The following is a 15,583-nucleotide window of genomic DNA, read 5'->3' on the forward strand; positions in this document are numbered from 1 at the left end:
GGGTCCGGCGGGCTCAGCCGATGGTGCGGAAGAACTCGCGGATATCGCCGATGAGCAGGTCGGGAACCTCGAGCGCCGGGAAATGGCCGCCGGAGTAGAACTCCGACCAGTGCATGATGTTGTGCGCCTTTTCCGCGAAGCGGCGGATCGCGTAGTCCCCGTCCTTGAAGACCGCGACCCCGGTGGGCACGGTGCCCTTCGGCGCGGGCGCGAACATCGCGGCATCGTGGAAGCGCTCGTAGTAGAAGTTGGCCACGCTGCGGGCGGTGTCGGTGAACCAATAGATGCTCACATTCGCCAGCATCCGATCCCGGTCGATGCCCTGTTCCGGCAGGTCGTGCGATTGGTCGATCCACTCCTTGTACTTCTCGACGATCCAGCCGAGCTGACCGGCCGGGGAATCGGCCAGCAACTGCGCGATGGTGTTCGGGCGTGAGCCGTTGAGGTTCATATAGGCCGAGCCGTCCTTCTGGAAGTTCTGCATGCGTGCCAGCCGCTGCTGCTCGGCCTCGGTGAGCGCGGCCATATCGGCCGGGTCACCGGTCGGGAAGGTGACCAGCGCATTGACGTGCACGCCGAGCACATGCGCGCCATCGAGCCGGGCCAGCCGCGGGGCCAGGAACGCGCCGTGGTCACCGCCGTGCACCCCGTACCGGTCGTAGCCGAGGCGAGCCATCAGCTCCGCCAGCACCGCACCGACCCGGCCGTCGTGCCAACCCGCCTCGATGATCGGACCGGAGAAGCCGTGGCCCGGCAGCGACGGAATGACCAGATGGAAGGCGGGCACGTCGGCTTGACCGTGCGCCTTCGGATCGGTCAGCGGGCCGATCAGATCCAGGAAGTCGATCACCGAGCTGGGCCAGCCGTGCAGCAACAGCAGCGGGGTGGCATCGGCTTCGGCGGACCGCACGTGCAGGAAGTGCATATTCTGCCCGTCGATGGTGGTGCTGAACTGTGGGAATTCGTTGAGCTCCGCCTCGACGGCGCGCCAGTCGAACTTCTCGGCCCAGTAACCGGCGAGCGCGCGCAGGTAGGCGGTGGGCACGCCGCGCTCCCAGCCGGTGCCGGGCAGGTCGTCGATCCAGCGGGTGCGGGTCAGCCGCGCGCGCAGGTCGTCGATATCGGCCTGGGGGATCTCGATGCGGAAGGGGCGGATGTCGGTGTTCGTCATGGGATCGACTCTGCTGGTAACAGGGGTGCCGACGAATCACGAGAATTCGTTATCTTCGGGGCCGACGCTCTTTAGCTGGCATCGAACCCCTGATCCAGGGCATGATCGCGTGGTGTCGATCGTTCCCGGGCACGGTGCCTTTGTCGGGCGAGCAGCCGAGGTCTCCGCACTGGAGCGTGCGTATCAGGACGAGTCGGTGCATACGGTGCTGATCGCCGGTGAACCAGGCATCGGGAAATCTCGGCTCGTCGGCGAGTTCACCTCGCGGCTCGGCTCGGATGTGCTGGTACTGACCGGTCGGTGTCCCGAGTTCGGGGCGAGCGGGGTGCCGTTCGCGCCGTTCGTCACGATCATGCGCGCTCTGGTGCGGCGGATCGGCGTCGACGCGCTGACCGCACTACTTCCGGTCGCACGCCCCGCTCTCTCACGCTGGCTGCCCGAGCTGGCGATGCGCACCGGCGCGGCCGAGCCCGAATCGGATCGGATCCGGTTGTTCGGCGAGATCCTCACGGTATTCGAACAATTGGCGATCTCGCATCCGCTGGTGCTCGTCCTCGAGGACCTGCACTGGGCCGATGATTCGAGCCGCGACCTGATGGCCTTCCTCATCGCGAATCTCACCCAGCGCGATCTGCTGCTGATCGGCACCTACCGGCCCACCGATTCGGAGCCGCTGCGTCGACTCGTCACCGGGCTGCGACGCGATCCCGGTGTGCGCGTGCTGAATCCCGAGCCGCTGACCAAACACGAGGTCGGGCGTCAACTCGCCGCGGTGCTCAATCGCGAACCCGAGCCCGGGTTGGCCACCCGGGTCTTCCAGCGCAGCAAGGGGATTCCACTTTTTGTCGAGGCGCTGGGGCGAGCGGTGCAGGAGGATCCCGACCGCGTACCCGCGGACCTGTCCGAGCTGCTGCTCGGCTATCAGGCCGGACTGCCCGAGGATGCCAGGGCGCTACTGCGACTCGCGGCCACCGCGGGTTCGCCGGTGCGGGCCAGGTTACTGGAATCCGCGACGGACCTGCCCGATGATGCGCTGCACCTCGCGCTGCGTCAGCTGACCGACCAGCGGTTGCTGCTCGCCACCGACACCGGCTACGAGTTCCGGCACAGCCTGATTCGCGATGCCGTGTACGACGATATGCTGCCGATCGAGCGCAAACGCTTGCACACCAGGCTTTCTCAGGTGCTGCTCGCCGAGGACGCGCTGCAGGCCGGTGAGCGGATGGGCGAGCTGGCCTACCACGCATACGCCGCAGGCGATCTATCCCGCGCACTCGTGGCTTCCTGGGGTGCCGCCACGGAATCCGAAGGGGCACAGAGCGAACGCGTACGGCAGCTGGATCGCGTGCTGGAACTGTGGGGTCGAGTGCCCGACGCGGCGGCGCTGCTCGAGGCCGATCGGCTCACCGTGCTGGAACGCATTATCGAGGCATGCTTTCACGGCGGCATCGTCGAGCGCGGTGTCACGGCGGCCGACGAGGCGCTGGAATTGCTGGATGCGTCGGCCGCGCCGGAGCGGGCCGCACGCCTGCACTATTACCGGGCAGGTCTGGAGAACCAGAGCAGCGCCGGATCCATCGATGATCTCACCCGTGCCCTGGAGTTATTGCCCGCAGAGCCGCCGAGCGTGCTGCGTGGCGAGGTGCTCGCAGCACTGGCCGCATCCCGTGTCTTCAACGGCGACGCCGACGGGGCCGCGCGCGACGCCCGCGCCGCGGTGGAAGTCGCCGGGCAGACCGGCGCACCAGCGCTCGCCGCGCGCGGCTACGCCTATCAGGGGCTGGCGGCGGTCGCCGGAAACGGTTCCGCCGTCGCATATTTCGAACAGGCGCATGCCGCGGCGAACGATCCGCGGACATTGTTGACCGTGGTGCTGTGGGAGTCGGCGGCGCTGGTCGCGGCGGGCGAATACCAAGCGGCCATCGAGGCCATCCAACAGGGATTGCGGGCCGCCCACGAAACCTTCCGTTTCGCCGATGCCGGACCCATCCTGTTGGTGAAATGGGCCCAGGCATTGGCCGCGCTCGGACGCTGGCCGGAGGCGCTCGGCCTCATCGACGAATCGCTCACCGAACAGCTGCCGCCGCTGAGCAAGGCCGCACTGCTGCTCTGTCACGCGAGAATCGCACTGGCACAGGGCTCTTCGGCCGCGGCGACGAGCAGTGCCGATGCCGCTGCGGAACTATTGCGCGACGGGCCGTGGGCGCGCCAGTACCAGCTCCAATTGCGTACGGTGCGAACCGATATCGCGATCGCGGACGGACAGTCCCGGCGTGCGCGCGAGCTCGTCGCCGAGACGCTCGCGGCCGATGACCTCACCACGCACCACCATGAGGTGTGGCCATTGGTCGCGACCGCCGCCCGGATCGCTGATCTCGCGTCCATCGCCGACCGATTACCGGTGACCACCGCGGTCGACACCGCCTACCGCGCCGTCTTCACCGCCACCAGGGACGGCGATCCGGCCGCCTGGCACAGGGCGGTAGCCGCGTGGCGCGCCATCGATCAACGCTACGACCTGGCTCGCAGCCTGCTCAGCGCCGCCGAAGCCGAACTGGCGGCCGGCAATCGCGCCGCCGCCCGAGAACCCCTGCTCGAAGCCGCCGAACTCGCCGCGGATTCGGGTGCGACACCATTGGCCGATGCGGTCGAGCAGATGGCCGAGCGCGCCGGGGTGGCACTCCGGGCGGCGCGGCCGGAACCGGCGAACGAACCGCCGCGCACCTTCGGTCTGACGCCACGCGAGATCGACGTATTACACCTGGTCGCACAGGGTTTGAGCAATCGCCGGATCGCCGCCGAGCTGTTCATCAGCGGCAATACCGCGGGCGTGCACGTATCGCGCATCCTCACCAAACTCGGTGCCGCGACGCGGACCGAAGCCGCCGCCGTGGCCCGCGAACACGGCCTCGTCTGAAGCGATTTCAGGTGGCCGTGCGGATCAGGCTCAGCAACGCGTCCGCCGTTCGAGCGCAGAAGGTTTCGGCATCGTCCATACCGAAGGTGAGTCCGCGCATCAACGTTCTTGCGATCAAAATCTCGAAAACCAGGTCGGCCGTTGCGGTTCCGTCGCCGTCGGCCGGTATGGCCGAACGGATTCGAGCCGTGAATGCCTGACGGGCGGGGATGTCGGCGCGCTCGTGCAGGGCTCGGTAGCGGTCAGGTTCGCGGTGGTAGGCCGAGATGAGGCCCGGAATCGCGGCGCGTGCGGACGGTTCCGCGATGCGGGCCAGGAAGACGCGCACCCACTCGATCAGGTCGGTGTGTAGATCCTCGGTTTCGGCGGGCAGCCAGAGATTTTCCGAGCCGAAGACCGCGTCCTCGATCAGCGCCTCTTTACCTGGCCAGCGCCGGTAGATGGGCGCGGTCCCGACATTGGCGCGGCGGGCCACCGCGGCGATCGAGGTGTCCTGGTATCCGACCTCGGCGAGCAATGCACGGGTCGCATCGAGTACGGCCCGATCGATCTGCGCGTCACGCGGCCGACCGGCCGACCTCGGGTTCGCGGAATCGGTCGACGTCATATCGCGGAGCGTACCCGGGCGATTTCACCGAAACTATTACGTTGCGGTGTGCAACGTAATATATTCGCCGGTGTACCTGCGAAGGAGCCCGGATGCTTGTACCCGAAGACGAAATGCTGTCCCACCAACTCGCGACGACGTTCGATCACGTCGGCCAGAGTGATCTGCGCTGGACCGAACGCGTGGTGATGTACGGCTTCGACAAATCCGGCGAGATCAGCGTGATGACCGGTCTCGCCCGCTACCCCAACCGCAATGTCATGGACGCGTACGCCATGGTGACCGTCGGCGGCAAGCACGCGAAGGTGGTGCGGCTGTCGACCGAATACAGCCACCGCGCGACGACGCTCGGCGCATGGAACGTCGGCCCGTACACCTACGAGGTGACCGAGCCGCTGCTCGGCACCCGGGCCACGCTGGCGGACAACGAGCACGGCCTGCGCCTGCAACTCGACTTCCACGGCACCTTCCCCGCCTACGAACAGACACCGGCCTTCCACCGTTCCCGCGGCCGGATACGCGAGGACGCGCGCCGCTACTACCAGAACGGCACGGTCACCGGCTGGATCGAGATCGATGGCAGGCGCATCGATATCGACCCCGACCAGTGGTGGTTCGGTCGCGATCACTCGTGGGGCGTGCGGCACGGCCCCGGCGGCGGCAGCCTCGACGAGGGTCCTGGCCTCCAGCCCACCGAGGTGCCCGACGGTGTCCTCTACTACATGGGCATCTTCCAATTCGATGACGAGCTGGTGCATTTCGCGCAGCGCGAGACCAGCACCGGCGCACGCTGGCAATTCGAAGGCGAGGTGCTGTACCCGATCGCCACCGGCCGTGATTCGACGCCGATCATCGATGTCGAACACGAGCTGACCTTCGAACCGGACCTGCGCGTCGCCACCGGCGGCACCTTCACCGTGCACCGCGGCGACCACACCACATCGGTGCTCGAGGTGCGCCCGAACTGCCGCTTCTGGCCCGGATTCGCCGGATACAACGAATACCGCGGCTATGCGTCGGGCATGTGGCGCGGGACGGCGTTCAGCGATGGCTTCACCGTCGATATCACCGATCTCGATCAGGTCCGGCCGATCAGCCTGCTCAGCGAGACGCTGTGCGAAGTGCGAATGGGCGACAAGATCGGGCACGGCCTGCTGGAGATGGTGTGCATGGGCAGCTACCCGCGCTACGGCTACACCGGCTGGTGACAATATGAACGCCACCCGACTCGCCCAGGACGACCTACCCGCCCACGTAGAACCCCTTGTGCGCCAGCATCTTCCGAATGCCGAGCGAGCCACTGTCGCGAACTGGAAGCGTGCCGACCAGGGATTCGCCTCCGACACCTACCTTTTCGATGTCGAAGGGCTGAATGCGGCACACGGACACGCCGGTTTCGTATTCCGGCGACCGCCCGAGATCGCCCTGTTCCCCGACTACGACCTGCGCAGGCAGTTCCTGGTCATGAAACGCCTTGCCGGAACCGATATTCCGGTTCCGACGGTGCGTTGGATCGATATCGGGCCGAATCCGCTGGGCACCCCGTACTACGTCATGGACCGCATCGACGGCGGCCGCACACCCAGCGATATCCCGACCTATCACGAGGCCGGGATGTATTTCGAGGCGACGCCCGAGGAGCGGGCGCGGATCTGGTGGTCCTGTGTGGACACCATGGTTCAGGTCCACCGGCTGGATCCGACCGCGCTGCGCATGGACTTCCTGGGCATGCCTCGTCTCGGCGCCGAACCGCTCGAACAGGCGGTGAATTATCTGGACTGGGCCGTGCACTGGGCGAATCCGACCCCCGAACCCATCTTCGAGCGGTCACTGGACTGGCTGCGTGGGCATCGCTACCGACCCGAGCACGTCACGCTGTGCTGGGGCGACAGCCGCCTGTCGAATGTCCTCTACGCCGACGATCTTTCCGTGCTCGGCGTCCTCGATTGGGAGATCGCCTATCTCGGCGATCACGAGGCCGACCTGGCCTGGCTCCTGCTGACCGACTGGTTGTGCAGCGACTTCCAGGGCCGAGTGCGACTACCCGGCACACCGACACGCGAGGAAACGATCGCCGGATACGCAGCCCGCACCGGCTGGCCGGTCCGCAACCTGCGCTTCAACGAAATCCTCTGCGCGATCCTGCTCTCCGTCCCGCTGCTGCGCATGTCCAGCCACCTCGGCATGGGTGATCTCTCCCAAGTCTGCGCGGCCCGCCTGGACCAACTGCTCACCGAAGGGAGCTGAACCCCGATAATGGTCGGACTATGACCGAATCCCTGCTCCACCAGCGCTTCCCCGAACTGGCCAGCACACTGCCGTTCGCCCGGCTCGGTATCGCGCCGACGCCGGTCCGCCCGCTGGACCTCGGCACCAACAGCACGGTGTGGTGCAAGGACGAAAGCGGATACGGCTCCGGCGGCTGGGGTGGCAATAAGATCCGCAAGCTGGAGTGGCTATTGCCCGAGGCCCGACGGCGCGGTGCCCGCACCATTCTCACCTTTGGCGGCACCGGAACCAACTGGGGTCTGGCCACGGCGCTCTACGCCCGGGAATTCGGTATCGACACCGCGCTGGCGCTGGTCGACCAACCGGTGGACGACCACGTCCGCGCGCAGCTGCGACGACTGGAAAATTCCGGCGCCACCCTACATTTCACGCACAGCAAGTTGCGCACCGTCCTGACCGCACCGTGGCTTCTGCTGCGGCATATGCACGGACGCACCCCACCGTATCTGCTGCCGGTCGGCGGATCATCGCCGATCGGCGCGCTCGGCTATGTCGAGGTCGCATTGGAACTGGCGGCGCAGATCGCGGCGGGCGAACTACCGCAACCGACACATCTGGTGACCGCCGTCGGATCCGGTGGCACGGCAGCGGGTTTGGCCCTCGGCCTACGGCTTGCCGGACTACGCACCCGTGTCGTCGGTGTCGTCGTCAACGACTCGCTCCCCCTCGACGCGCGACACATTGTCGGGCTGGCGAGCCGCGCCGCGATGGTGCTGCGCGCACGCGGCGCGGAATTCACCGCTCCCGAGCTGCGCCCGGACGACGTGACGATGGTGCGCGACTGGCTCGGCCCCGGTTACGGCCATGAAACCCCGGCCGCCATTGCCGCGAAGAAGCTCTCCGCGACCAACGGGCTGGAATTGGAAACCGTCTACACCGCAAAGGCTTTGGCCGGACTCCTGGAGATGGATACCCGCGGCGACTTCGGCGACGGACCCGTTCTTTTCCTCGATACCTACGGGCCGCGCTGATCCGGATCCAGCCCCAGGATTACCGCCAGCACCGCGCGCAACCGCTCCACATCGCCGCGCAGGCCGGTCACCGCATCCTGATAGAGGAAGGCCTCGATGAGCCGGACCAGCGCATAGGCGAAGGTCTGGGTATCGACCCGGTTCTGGTAACCCTCCACCATCGCGGTATCCAGAATCTCGGCGACCACCCCGACCACCTTCGGCTGGACCGGCCCATCGCTGGTGGTGATGATGCGGCCCGCGGTGGCCTGTTCGGTCGCGATGAAATAGCGGTAGGCCTCACTGCGCGTCATCCACTGCGCCACCCGGTCCAGCAGGGCGAGTACCCGCAGCGCGCCGGTGCCGTCGTCGCGCGTCTGCGCCGCGACGACCATCCGCTCGAATTCCGACACCATGACCGCGCCGAGCAGACCGTCGCGCGAACCGAACCAGCGGTAGATGGTCGCGCGCGACAATCCGAGTTCCGCCGCGATCGCCTGCACATCGACCCGCTCGCAGGCCAGGAACTGGGCGCTGGCCGCGGCGAGCACCTGGTCCTGGGAGGCGGCGGCAGGACGGCCGACGGGACGGGCGGCACCGGAGGTAGTGGTCATCCCAGCCCTGGGATCGATTCGCGACACATGCGTAGTAACGTACCAAATCGACCCGAGCGAGTACCGCGCCCGTCTGGGCCAGTGCTCCGTCACCGCGAGAGGATGTGCCCGTGCGCTCGACCCTGATCTCCCGTAGGGACCTGGACTTCCTGCTCTACGAATGGCTGCGGGTCGAGGAGCTCACGGCGCTGCCCCGGTTCACCGAACACTCCCGGGATACCTTCGACGGCTTTCTCGATCTCTGCGAGGATCTGGCCACCCGGCACTTCGCGCCCCACAACAAGCGCAACGACAGCAATGAGCCGACCTTCGACGGCGAGAAGGTCACCATCATCCCGGAGGTGAAGGCCGCGATCGAGGCCTTCACCAAGGCCAATCTCATCGGCGCCGCGATGGACGAGGAGATCGGCGGGCTGCAGCTGCCCGCCACCGTGGAGGCCGCCGGATTCTGCTGGTTCCAGGCCGCCAATGTCGGCACCACCGGCTATCTCTTCCTGACCGTCGGCAATGCCAATCTCCTCGCCGCGCACGGCACCCCGGAGCAGATCGACCGCTTCGTCAAGCCCATGGTCGAGGGCCGATTCACCGGCACGATGTGCCTGTCCGAACCGCAGGCGGGCTCATCGCTGGCCGATATCGTCACCCGCGCCGAACCGCAGGCCGATGGCACCTACCGGCTGTTCGGCTCGAAAATGTGGATCTCCGGCGGTGATCACGAGCTGACCGACAATATCGTGCACCTCGTGCTGGCCAAGATTCCGGGCGGACCAGCCGGAACCAAGGGCATCTCGCTGTTCGTCGTACCGAAATTCCTGGTGGCCGAGGACGGTTCGCTCGGCGCGCGCAACGATGTGGTGCTGGCCGGGTTGAACCACAAGATGGGATATCGGGGCACCACGAATACGGTGCTGAATTTCGGCGAGGGCAAGCACAATCCGGACGGCGCGCCCGGCGCGGTCGGTTACCTCGTCGGCGAACCGCATCGCGGCCTGTCCTACATGTTCCACATGATGAACGAGGCGCGCCTCGGCGTCGGTCTGGGCGCGACGGCGTTGGGCTACACCGGATATCTGAAATCGCTCGACTACGCCCGGGAGCGCCGCCAGGGACGCGCGGTCACCGCCAAGGATCCGTCCGCACCGCAGGCGCCGATCATCGAGCATGCCGATGTGCGGCGAATGCTGTTGGCGCAGAAGGCTTATGTCGAGGGCGCGCTCGCTCTGCTGCTCTACTGCAACCGCCTGGTCGATCTGGAACGCACCGCCACGGATCCGGCGGCCGAACGCGAGCACACCCTGCTGCTGGAAATCCTCACCGGCGTCGCGAAGAGCTGGCCGTCGCAATGGTGTCTGGAGGCCAACAGCCTCGCCATCCAGGTGCACGGCGGCTACGGCTACACCCGCGAATACGACGTCGAACAGCACTACCGGGACAACCGCCTCAACCCCATCCACGAAGGCACGCACGGCATCCAGGGTCTGGACCTGTTGGGCCGCAAGGTGATCCAGCACGACGGCGCGAGCCTGCGGCTACTGGCCGCACAGATCGAGCGGACCGTACTCGCGGCCACCGAGGCGGGCGGCGAGTGGACCGAGTTCGGTGGCCAGCTCGACGCGGTCTGGCAGCGGCTGCTCACCGTCACCGGCTGGATGTTCGCCTCCGGCGATATCGCCGCCGCCATGGCCAATTCCAGCGTCTATCTGGAGGCCTTCGGGCACGTCGTGGTCGCGTGGATCTGGCTGGAGCAGGCTCTCGCCGCGCACGGCAAGGAAGGCGACTTCTACGACGGCAAGCGCGCGGCGGCCCGTTATTTCTTCCGCTACGAATTGCCCAAGACCACACCGCAATTGGATCTGCTGGAGCTGATGGACCGCACCACGCTGGAAATGCGCGACGCCTGGTTCTGACCCGTCAGACGACCAGTGGTCGCCGCCCCGGGCGGGTGCGGCGCCAGGCCACCGCGAGGAAGACCAGCAGGCCGATCAGCGGCAGCGTGCCGATCGTCCAGCTCAGCGGCAACGGCGGTCCGGGCTGGTCGAGCACGGTGACATCGCCGAGGGTCCCTTCGCCGTGTCCGAGCGGGCCGTCGATCGCGAAGGTGAAGGTGTAGGTGCCGGGTGCGTCGAAGGCCCTGACGTCCAAGCCCCAGGAGTCGCGTTTGCGGGGATGGCGGACCAGGGGCGTGGCGCGGCGACCGGGCCTGATGGCTGGTCCGGTCAAGCGCAGCGTCCCGGATTTGTCGGCGATGCCGCCATCGGGCATGAAGGTGAAGTCCAGCGATTTCATCGCGCGGATGGGCCAGGTGGAGAAGCCGACGGTCACGCCGTACGGCCCCACCTGGACGCGCTCGGTGTGCACGATTTCGACCGGCGCATAGGCGGAGGCAGGGGCGACGGCGACGAGCGACAGGGTGATCACGGCCAGCACGGTCACGGCGAGCCTGCGGAGTACGGACATCACGCATCCTTCGTTGCGGGCAGCATGGTGGTGAACCGGCCGCCGAGGAATCCGGCGAGCAGGCCGAGCGGAATGCCGAGCAGCGTGATCGTCACGATGTCGCCGACCGCGATATGCGAGGTGGCGCGGACGAGGTTCAATTGCAGCGGGAACGTCACGCCGATGATGACGCCGGTTACGGCACCGGCCACCAACACGATCTTGCGCGCATCGAGACCACGGGTACGGGACAGCCAGAACAACCCCTCGACCGCGATCGCCGCGACAATCAGGAACATCGGCATCATGACGGGCAGATCCGGCGGCCGTCCGGTGAGACCGTCACGCAACGGCAGCCCGATCGCCGACGCATAGATTTCCGCGGCCCAGGGCGAGAACCACCAGAGGAACGCCTGCATCGCACCGAGCGAAACCGCGATGGCAATGGCCGCGCCCGCACGAGCCAACAGTGCGGCGCCGAGGATGAGCAGCATCGGCCCGAACACGACGATACCCAGGATGGTCGGGTCCACGGGCAGATGCAGGTTGTTCAACGCATTGGTGGGAATCGGGGCGAAGGTGATCAGGATCGGAATCGCGACGGCGATGCCGATCCGGCCCCAGCGGTGATCGCGGTGGGCGGCGAAAACGATGATGCTGCCGATCATGGTGAGCGCGTTGGACAGGAACAGCGCTACATGCGACGGGGTATTGAGCACCGCGTCGAAGCCGTAGATCGAATGCCACTCCAGATCGAGCAGGCCGTAGAGCAGGAAGAGCGCAGCACCGGCTCCAGCGATCATATAGCCGAGCGGTGCGGTCAGGTTGCTGCCGAAGACTCGAATGGGGGTGCCGCCGAGGCGGGGCACGGGCCTGCCAGCCCGTTGGGCGGAGGTCGCGATGAGAACCATGGCCAGGCTGGCGAATCCGGATATCGCGCTGCCGGAGTACAGGAACAGATGCGGCAGGGTGAAGAAGGTGTCCGGACCGACTTCGTTGTGCCACTGGATATCCCAGCTCAGGCCGACCAATGTCACCGCGGTGCCGAGCAATACGCCCCAGGCGCCGACGCGGGCCGCGATGGTGTCATCGGAGATCCCGGGTCCGGTGTCGGCCTCGACCGGTGCTGTCGTGGTCATGGTGATCATTCCTCCTGATCTGTGCATGTTTTCAACCGCCGACCCAGATCGGCACCGCGAGTTCGTCGAGGCCGTCGTGTTCGTCGATCGATAGTCGGAGTTCCCACTGTCCGGTCATCATCAGTGGTACCGATGCGGCATGGAAGTGGCCCGGTCCGGTGGCCGTCGCCGTGATGGGCTGTCCCGCGTGGCCCATCAGCGGCAGGTTGGCCTGAATACGCACTGCCGCATGGTCTTTCGTCGCGCCCGCACGATCGGTCACGGTGATATCGATAGCGGCGGTGCCGATTCGGAGGCTGTCGATGGAGACCGTTACCAGGTGCTGCGCGGTGCCGGTTTGCAGTACGAGGGGCTCGGATGGGCGCGGCCGGACGAACCAGGCGAGGGCGACGATGACGATCACTGCTCCCCCGGCGAGCAGAACGCTTTTCCGGCGTGCGCTCATGGCCGCGCTCCCGCCGCGACATCGAGAACGACCGGGACAGTGAGCACGGTGTAGCGCCGTTCGACCTGGATCCAGAGGCGATATCGGCCCGCGAGCGGGAAGGTGTAGGTGAACGGCACGTCGGGTCCGTATGCGGCGACCGTCTCGTCAGGAGCGCTTTCGCCGTTGGCGGGTGGCATGAGCATGGTGCCGCGGCTCGCGGCGGGCTCGGTCATATCCATGCCGGGCATATCCATCCCCGGCATATCGGACATCCCCTGCATCGACGTCACACCCATCGAATGGCCGTGACCCCAGATGGGTGAGTTCTGCACGGCCGCAGCGATATCCGGGTCGCTCGGCAGTGGACCCGCCATGATCAGGTGGCCGACCATGCCGAGCCATGGTTGCAGATCGGCGGCATCGCCGAATTCCGCGGTGATGGTGGTCGGTGCCCCTGCTACCGGAGTAGTCGTCCTGACGGTGACCGGGTTACCGTCGATGACAGTCGACGCGGCCTTATCCGTACCCCCGAGATGCACTGTGGTGCTGGAGGATTCCGCTGCGGCAGCACCGGTGACCGTGAAACCGCTCGGCGCGCGTACCATTTGCACACCACCACCGCGCCGCGCCAACTCCGCGGACAGCGCATACCGCCCGGCCTCGGGCGCGGCCAGATGAACCTGAAACCGACCGGGCCCGATCCGGATCGGATGCAGATGCGACAGGCGGCCGGTCGGGCCCACGATCAGCAAATGCATGAACGCGCTGTCGTGCACGACCAGATCGTCGACGGGTGCACCGGTGGCGGCATCGATCAGAACGAGGTCGAGATCGCCTGGCTGACCGGCGTTCACGGGCCCACCCGCGACCGTGAGCAGTACCGGCGGCCGCGAAAAGTCCGAAATCAACGGCTGATGCACAGCATAGGGATCGGTGACATTGTCGAGCGTGGGATCGAGCTGACCACCGGGTTGCGGCGGCAGCGGCAACGATGCCGAAAGCAGTGCGGCGGTCACCGATACCGCCACCCCGGCCACCATCCCGGCGGCCGGAACCAGCGCCCATACGCTGCGTCGAGCACGAATCGCGATCACCACCGCGACGGGCAACAGTACGCCCGCCACCAAGAAACCGCCGTAGACCAGGCGCTCGGGCGGCGAGGTCACCTGCGCGGGCACGATGAACGGAATCCGCGCCACCCGCGTACCGTCGCCGACCGCCAGTTCCCATGGCCCGGCACGGTCCATTCGGACCGTCGCCGAGTACATCCCCGCAGTGGCGCCGAGTTCGACAACCGCCTCGGCGGTGGGCGCGCCCGGTCCGGGCCGCATCGACGTCGTCGACACCCCTGTCGGCGTCGCCGCGAGCGTGAGTTGCCCGGGCGCGGTACCGGCATGGGTGACCACATCCACCCGCAACGGCCCCGGCACGCTGGTCACCCGGCGCAAGATGATCGTGAGCTCCCGATCACCGAGCGACTGCGCGACCGAAATATCCGAACCGGAGGAAGCCGAATCCGCCGATACGGAACCCACCCCGATCGACACCAACAACGCACACACCCCTGCGACCAGCAGAGCGCGACCGACACCGGCGACAACAGCCACGCCCGCCATGGTAGGGATGCAGGCCTGCCAGAACATCACCCCCAGTGGGGATTTCGCCTCCCCCGCGGGAGTGATGCCGCCCCGGACGGGCCTCCGGATTATCCCCCAGCTCACGGCAGCGTGAGCTCGCTCGGTCAGCGCAACCGTCGTGGCCGGATCACCGCGCGGGACCTGGTCTTGCGGGCCCGGCGGAGTGCGACATTGTTCCGAACCACCCACCCGCCCGGCATTCGAATCTGTGTGATCGAAACTGATCGGCCGTGAACAGGGTGGCGCAATGGCCACTCCGAGACCAATCCGCCCAGGTCAGAGCCGGTAAGGGGCGGCGCAATAACATCCGCTGATTTCTGGCGCTCGCTCGCGGGCATTCGAGCGTCTCCGCGGCAACTATCGTCGCTGTCCATGCAGGTCAGCGAGAGAAAGGTGGCGGAGGTGGGAGCCGAGGCGACGCCCGTGCGACGGTTGCGGGCCGACCAGGCGCGCCGGATAGCCGACGTGCTTCGCCATCAGATACATGCGGGCGCGTTCGACGACGTGCTGCCGAGCGAGCAGGAATTGGTCGCGGAATACGACGCGTCGCGCAATACCGTGCGCGACGCACTCGCGCTTCTCAAGGAAGAAGGGCTGATCGATCGGGTGCCGAAGGTGGGCACCCGGGTCGCCCGGCGCAAATACGATCACGGGCTCGACGCGCTGCTCGGGCTGCAGGAAACCCTCAAGGGCCACGGCACGGTGCGCAACGAGGTACGCGCGGCAATGCATATCACCGCACCACCCGCCGTCGCACGCAAGCTCGGGCTGAATCCCGGTGAGCACGTGGTCTATATCGAACGACTGCGCTATCTCGCCGACCTACCGTTGAGCCTGGATCTGACCTATCTCGCACCCGATATCGGCACCGAGGTCCTCGGCCACGATCTCGAGACCAACGACATCTTCGTACTCATCGAACAGATCAGCGGCGGACCGCTCGGCTCGGCCGACCTCGCGCTGGAAGCGATTACCGCCGACGCGCACACCGCCGCCACCCTGGAAGCACCCGAGGGCGCGGCGCTGCTGATGCTCGAACGGCTGACCCGCCTCGATGACGGCCGACCGGTTGATCTGGAGTACATCCGGATGCGCGGAGACCGAATCACCATGCGCGGCAGCCTGATCCGCAGCACATCCGAATGGAAGGTCATCTGATGGCACTTGCGAACCAACGCACCGATATTCCGGTGACCATCGACGAATCACTATGCATCCAGGGTTGCACGCTGTGCGTGGAGATCTGCCCGCTCGACTCGCTGGCCATCAATCCGGAAAACGGCAAGGCCTTCATGCACGTCGACGAGTGCTGGTACTGCGGCCCCTGCGCCGCCCGGTGTCCCACGGGCGCCGTCACCGTCAATATGCCCTATCTGTTGCGCTGAACGATCCGGAA

Annotated in this window: 14 protein-coding genes; 7 read left to right on the top strand and 7 right to left on the bottom strand. The window is 66.8% G+C overall.

The features are described from left to right. Positions 1-13 precede the first annotated feature (13 nt). The gene (locus ACQPZ2_RS26355) at positions 14-1,171 is read right to left on the bottom strand and encodes an epoxide hydrolase family protein (RefSeq protein WP_433520899.1); all 1,158 of its coding nucleotides are present in this window, start codon (positions 1,169-1,171) and stop codon (positions 14-16) included. Positions 1,172-1,283: 112 nt separating this feature from the next. Here ACQPZ2_RS26355 and ACQPZ2_RS26360 point away from each other — a divergent pair, with 112 nt between their 5' ends. Next, positions 1,284-4,088, top strand: coding sequence for an ATP-binding protein (locus ACQPZ2_RS26360; protein ID WP_433520900.1), 2,805 nt, complete (start codon positions 1,284-1,286; stop codon positions 4,086-4,088). 7 nt (positions 4,089-4,095) lie between these two features. Here ACQPZ2_RS26360 and ACQPZ2_RS26365 read toward each other — a convergent pair whose 3' ends face one another. Continuing rightward, a complete protein-coding gene (locus tag ACQPZ2_RS26365) occupies positions 4,096-4,695 on the bottom strand; it encodes a TetR/AcrR family transcriptional regulator (RefSeq protein WP_433520901.1) in 600 nt (199 codons plus the stop codon). 92 nt (positions 4,696-4,787) lie between these two features. Between ACQPZ2_RS26365 and ACQPZ2_RS26370 the strand changes: the two genes are divergently transcribed. Genes ACQPZ2_RS26370 through ACQPZ2_RS26380 form a run of 3 tightly spaced genes read left to right on the top strand, consistent with a single transcriptional unit; the run spans position 4,788 to position 7,955 of the window. Next, positions 4,788-5,903, top strand: a complete 1,116-nt coding sequence (locus ACQPZ2_RS26370; protein WP_433520902.1) for a hypothetical protein — start codon at positions 4,788-4,790, stop codon at positions 5,901-5,903. A gap of 4 nt (positions 5,904-5,907) precedes the next feature. Beyond that, positions 5,908-6,942: a phosphotransferase family protein gene (locus tag ACQPZ2_RS26375; protein WP_433520903.1), complete on the top strand. Its 1,035-nt coding sequence runs from the start codon at positions 5,908-5,910 to the stop codon at positions 6,940-6,942. 20 nt (positions 6,943-6,962) lie between these two features. Next, entirely contained in the window at positions 6,963-7,955 is a 993-nt protein-coding gene (locus ACQPZ2_RS26380; RefSeq protein ID WP_433520904.1) for a 1-aminocyclopropane-1-carboxylate deaminase/D-cysteine desulfhydrase, read from the top strand. On the opposite strand, the gene ACQPZ2_RS26385 is transcribed toward ACQPZ2_RS26380, so the two are convergent. Continuing rightward, positions 7,940-8,548: a QsdR family transcriptional regulator gene (locus tag ACQPZ2_RS26385; protein WP_433520905.1), complete on the bottom strand. Its 609-nt coding sequence runs from the start codon at positions 8,546-8,548 to the stop codon at positions 7,940-7,942. The two genes, ACQPZ2_RS26380 and ACQPZ2_RS26385, sit on opposite strands and share 16 nt — an antisense overlap. Positions 8,549-8,658: 110 nt before the next feature. On the opposite strand from ACQPZ2_RS26385, the gene ACQPZ2_RS26390 reads away from it, so the two are divergent. Next, entirely contained in the window at positions 8,659-10,455 is a 1,797-nt protein-coding gene (locus tag ACQPZ2_RS26390) for an acyl-CoA dehydrogenase (protein ID WP_433520906.1), read from the top strand. 4 nt (positions 10,456-10,459) lie between these two features. On the opposite strand, the gene ACQPZ2_RS26395 is transcribed toward ACQPZ2_RS26390, so the two are convergent. The 4 genes from ACQPZ2_RS26395 to ACQPZ2_RS26410 are packed head-to-tail and all read right to left on the bottom strand — an operon-like array spanning position 10,460 to position 14,157. Continuing rightward, complete coding sequence (locus ACQPZ2_RS26395) at positions 10,460-11,005, bottom strand: hypothetical protein (RefSeq protein WP_433520907.1); 546 nt, start codon at positions 11,003-11,005, stop codon at positions 10,460-10,462. Continuing rightward, positions 11,005-12,123 (bottom strand): hypothetical protein, encoded by a 1,119-nt coding sequence (locus ACQPZ2_RS26400; RefSeq protein ID WP_433520908.1) that lies wholly within the window; start codon positions 12,121-12,123, stop codon positions 11,005-11,007. Before ACQPZ2_RS26400 ends, ACQPZ2_RS26395 begins: the two co-directional genes overlap by 1 nt. Before the next feature lie 31 nt (positions 12,124-12,154). Continuing rightward, complete coding sequence (locus ACQPZ2_RS26405) at positions 12,155-12,568, bottom strand: FixH family protein (RefSeq protein WP_433520909.1); 414 nt, start codon at positions 12,566-12,568, stop codon at positions 12,155-12,157. Continuing rightward, a complete protein-coding gene (locus ACQPZ2_RS26410; protein ID WP_433520910.1) occupies positions 12,565-14,157 on the bottom strand; it encodes a hypothetical protein in 1,593 nt (530 codons plus the stop codon). Before ACQPZ2_RS26410 ends, ACQPZ2_RS26405 begins: the two co-directional genes overlap by 4 nt. A 402-nt stretch (positions 14,158-14,559) precedes the next feature. Here ACQPZ2_RS26410 and ACQPZ2_RS26415 point away from each other — a divergent pair, with 402 nt between their 5' ends. Then, on the top strand, positions 14,560-15,345 hold the full coding sequence (locus ACQPZ2_RS26415) for a GntR family transcriptional regulator (protein ID WP_433520911.1): 786 nt from the start codon (positions 14,560-14,562) through the stop codon (positions 15,343-15,345). Further along, positions 15,345-15,572, top strand: a complete 228-nt coding sequence (locus tag ACQPZ2_RS26420) for a 4Fe-4S dicluster domain-containing protein (RefSeq protein WP_040689749.1) — start codon at positions 15,345-15,347, stop codon at positions 15,570-15,572. The genes ACQPZ2_RS26415 and ACQPZ2_RS26420 overlap by 1 nt, the downstream gene beginning before the upstream one ends. Positions 15,573-15,583 lie beyond the last annotated feature (11 nt).

Source organism: Nocardia pseudovaccinii (assembly GCF_050942345.1).
Taxonomy (GTDB): domain Bacteria; phylum Actinomycetota; class Actinomycetes; order Mycobacteriales; family Mycobacteriaceae; genus Nocardia; species Nocardia pseudovaccinii.

Excerpts from the sequence above, each read along its gene's own strand:
- ACQPZ2_RS26375 (WP_433520903.1), top strand. The coding sequence starts at position 5,908 with ATGAACGCCACCCGACTCGCCCAGGACGACCTACCCGCCCACGTAGAA.
- ACQPZ2_RS26380 (WP_433520904.1), top strand. The coding sequence starts at position 6,963 with ATGACCGAATCCCTGCTCCACCAGCGCTTCCCCGAACTGGCCAGCACA.
- ACQPZ2_RS26370 (WP_433520902.1), top strand. The coding sequence starts at position 4,788 with ATGCTTGTACCCGAAGACGAAATGCTGTCCCACCAACTCGCGACGACG.
- ACQPZ2_RS26365 (WP_433520901.1), bottom strand. The coding sequence starts at position 4,695 with ATGACGTCGACCGATTCCGCGAACCCGAGGTCGGCCGGTCGGCCGCGT.
- ACQPZ2_RS26420 (WP_040689749.1), top strand. The coding sequence starts at position 15,345 with ATGGCACTTGCGAACCAACGCACCGATATTCCGGTGACCATCGACGAA.
- ACQPZ2_RS26355 (WP_433520899.1), bottom strand. The coding sequence starts at position 1,171 with ATGACGAACACCGACATCCGCCCCTTCCGCATCGAGATCCCCCAGGCC.
- ACQPZ2_RS26405 (WP_433520909.1), bottom strand. The coding sequence starts at position 12,568 with ATGAGCGCACGCCGGAAAAGCGTTCTGCTCGCCGGGGGAGCAGTGATC.
- ACQPZ2_RS26395 (WP_433520907.1), bottom strand. The coding sequence starts at position 11,005 with ATGTCCGTACTCCGCAGGCTCGCCGTGACCGTGCTGGCCGTGATCACC.
- ACQPZ2_RS26415 (WP_433520911.1), top strand. The coding sequence starts at position 14,560 with ATGCAGGTCAGCGAGAGAAAGGTGGCGGAGGTGGGAGCCGAGGCGACG.
- ACQPZ2_RS26385 (WP_433520905.1), bottom strand. The coding sequence starts at position 8,548 with ATGACCACTACCTCCGGTGCCGCCCGTCCCGTCGGCCGTCCTGCCGCC.
- ACQPZ2_RS26400 (WP_433520908.1), bottom strand. The coding sequence starts at position 12,123 with ATGACCACGACAGCACCGGTCGAGGCCGACACCGGACCCGGGATCTCC.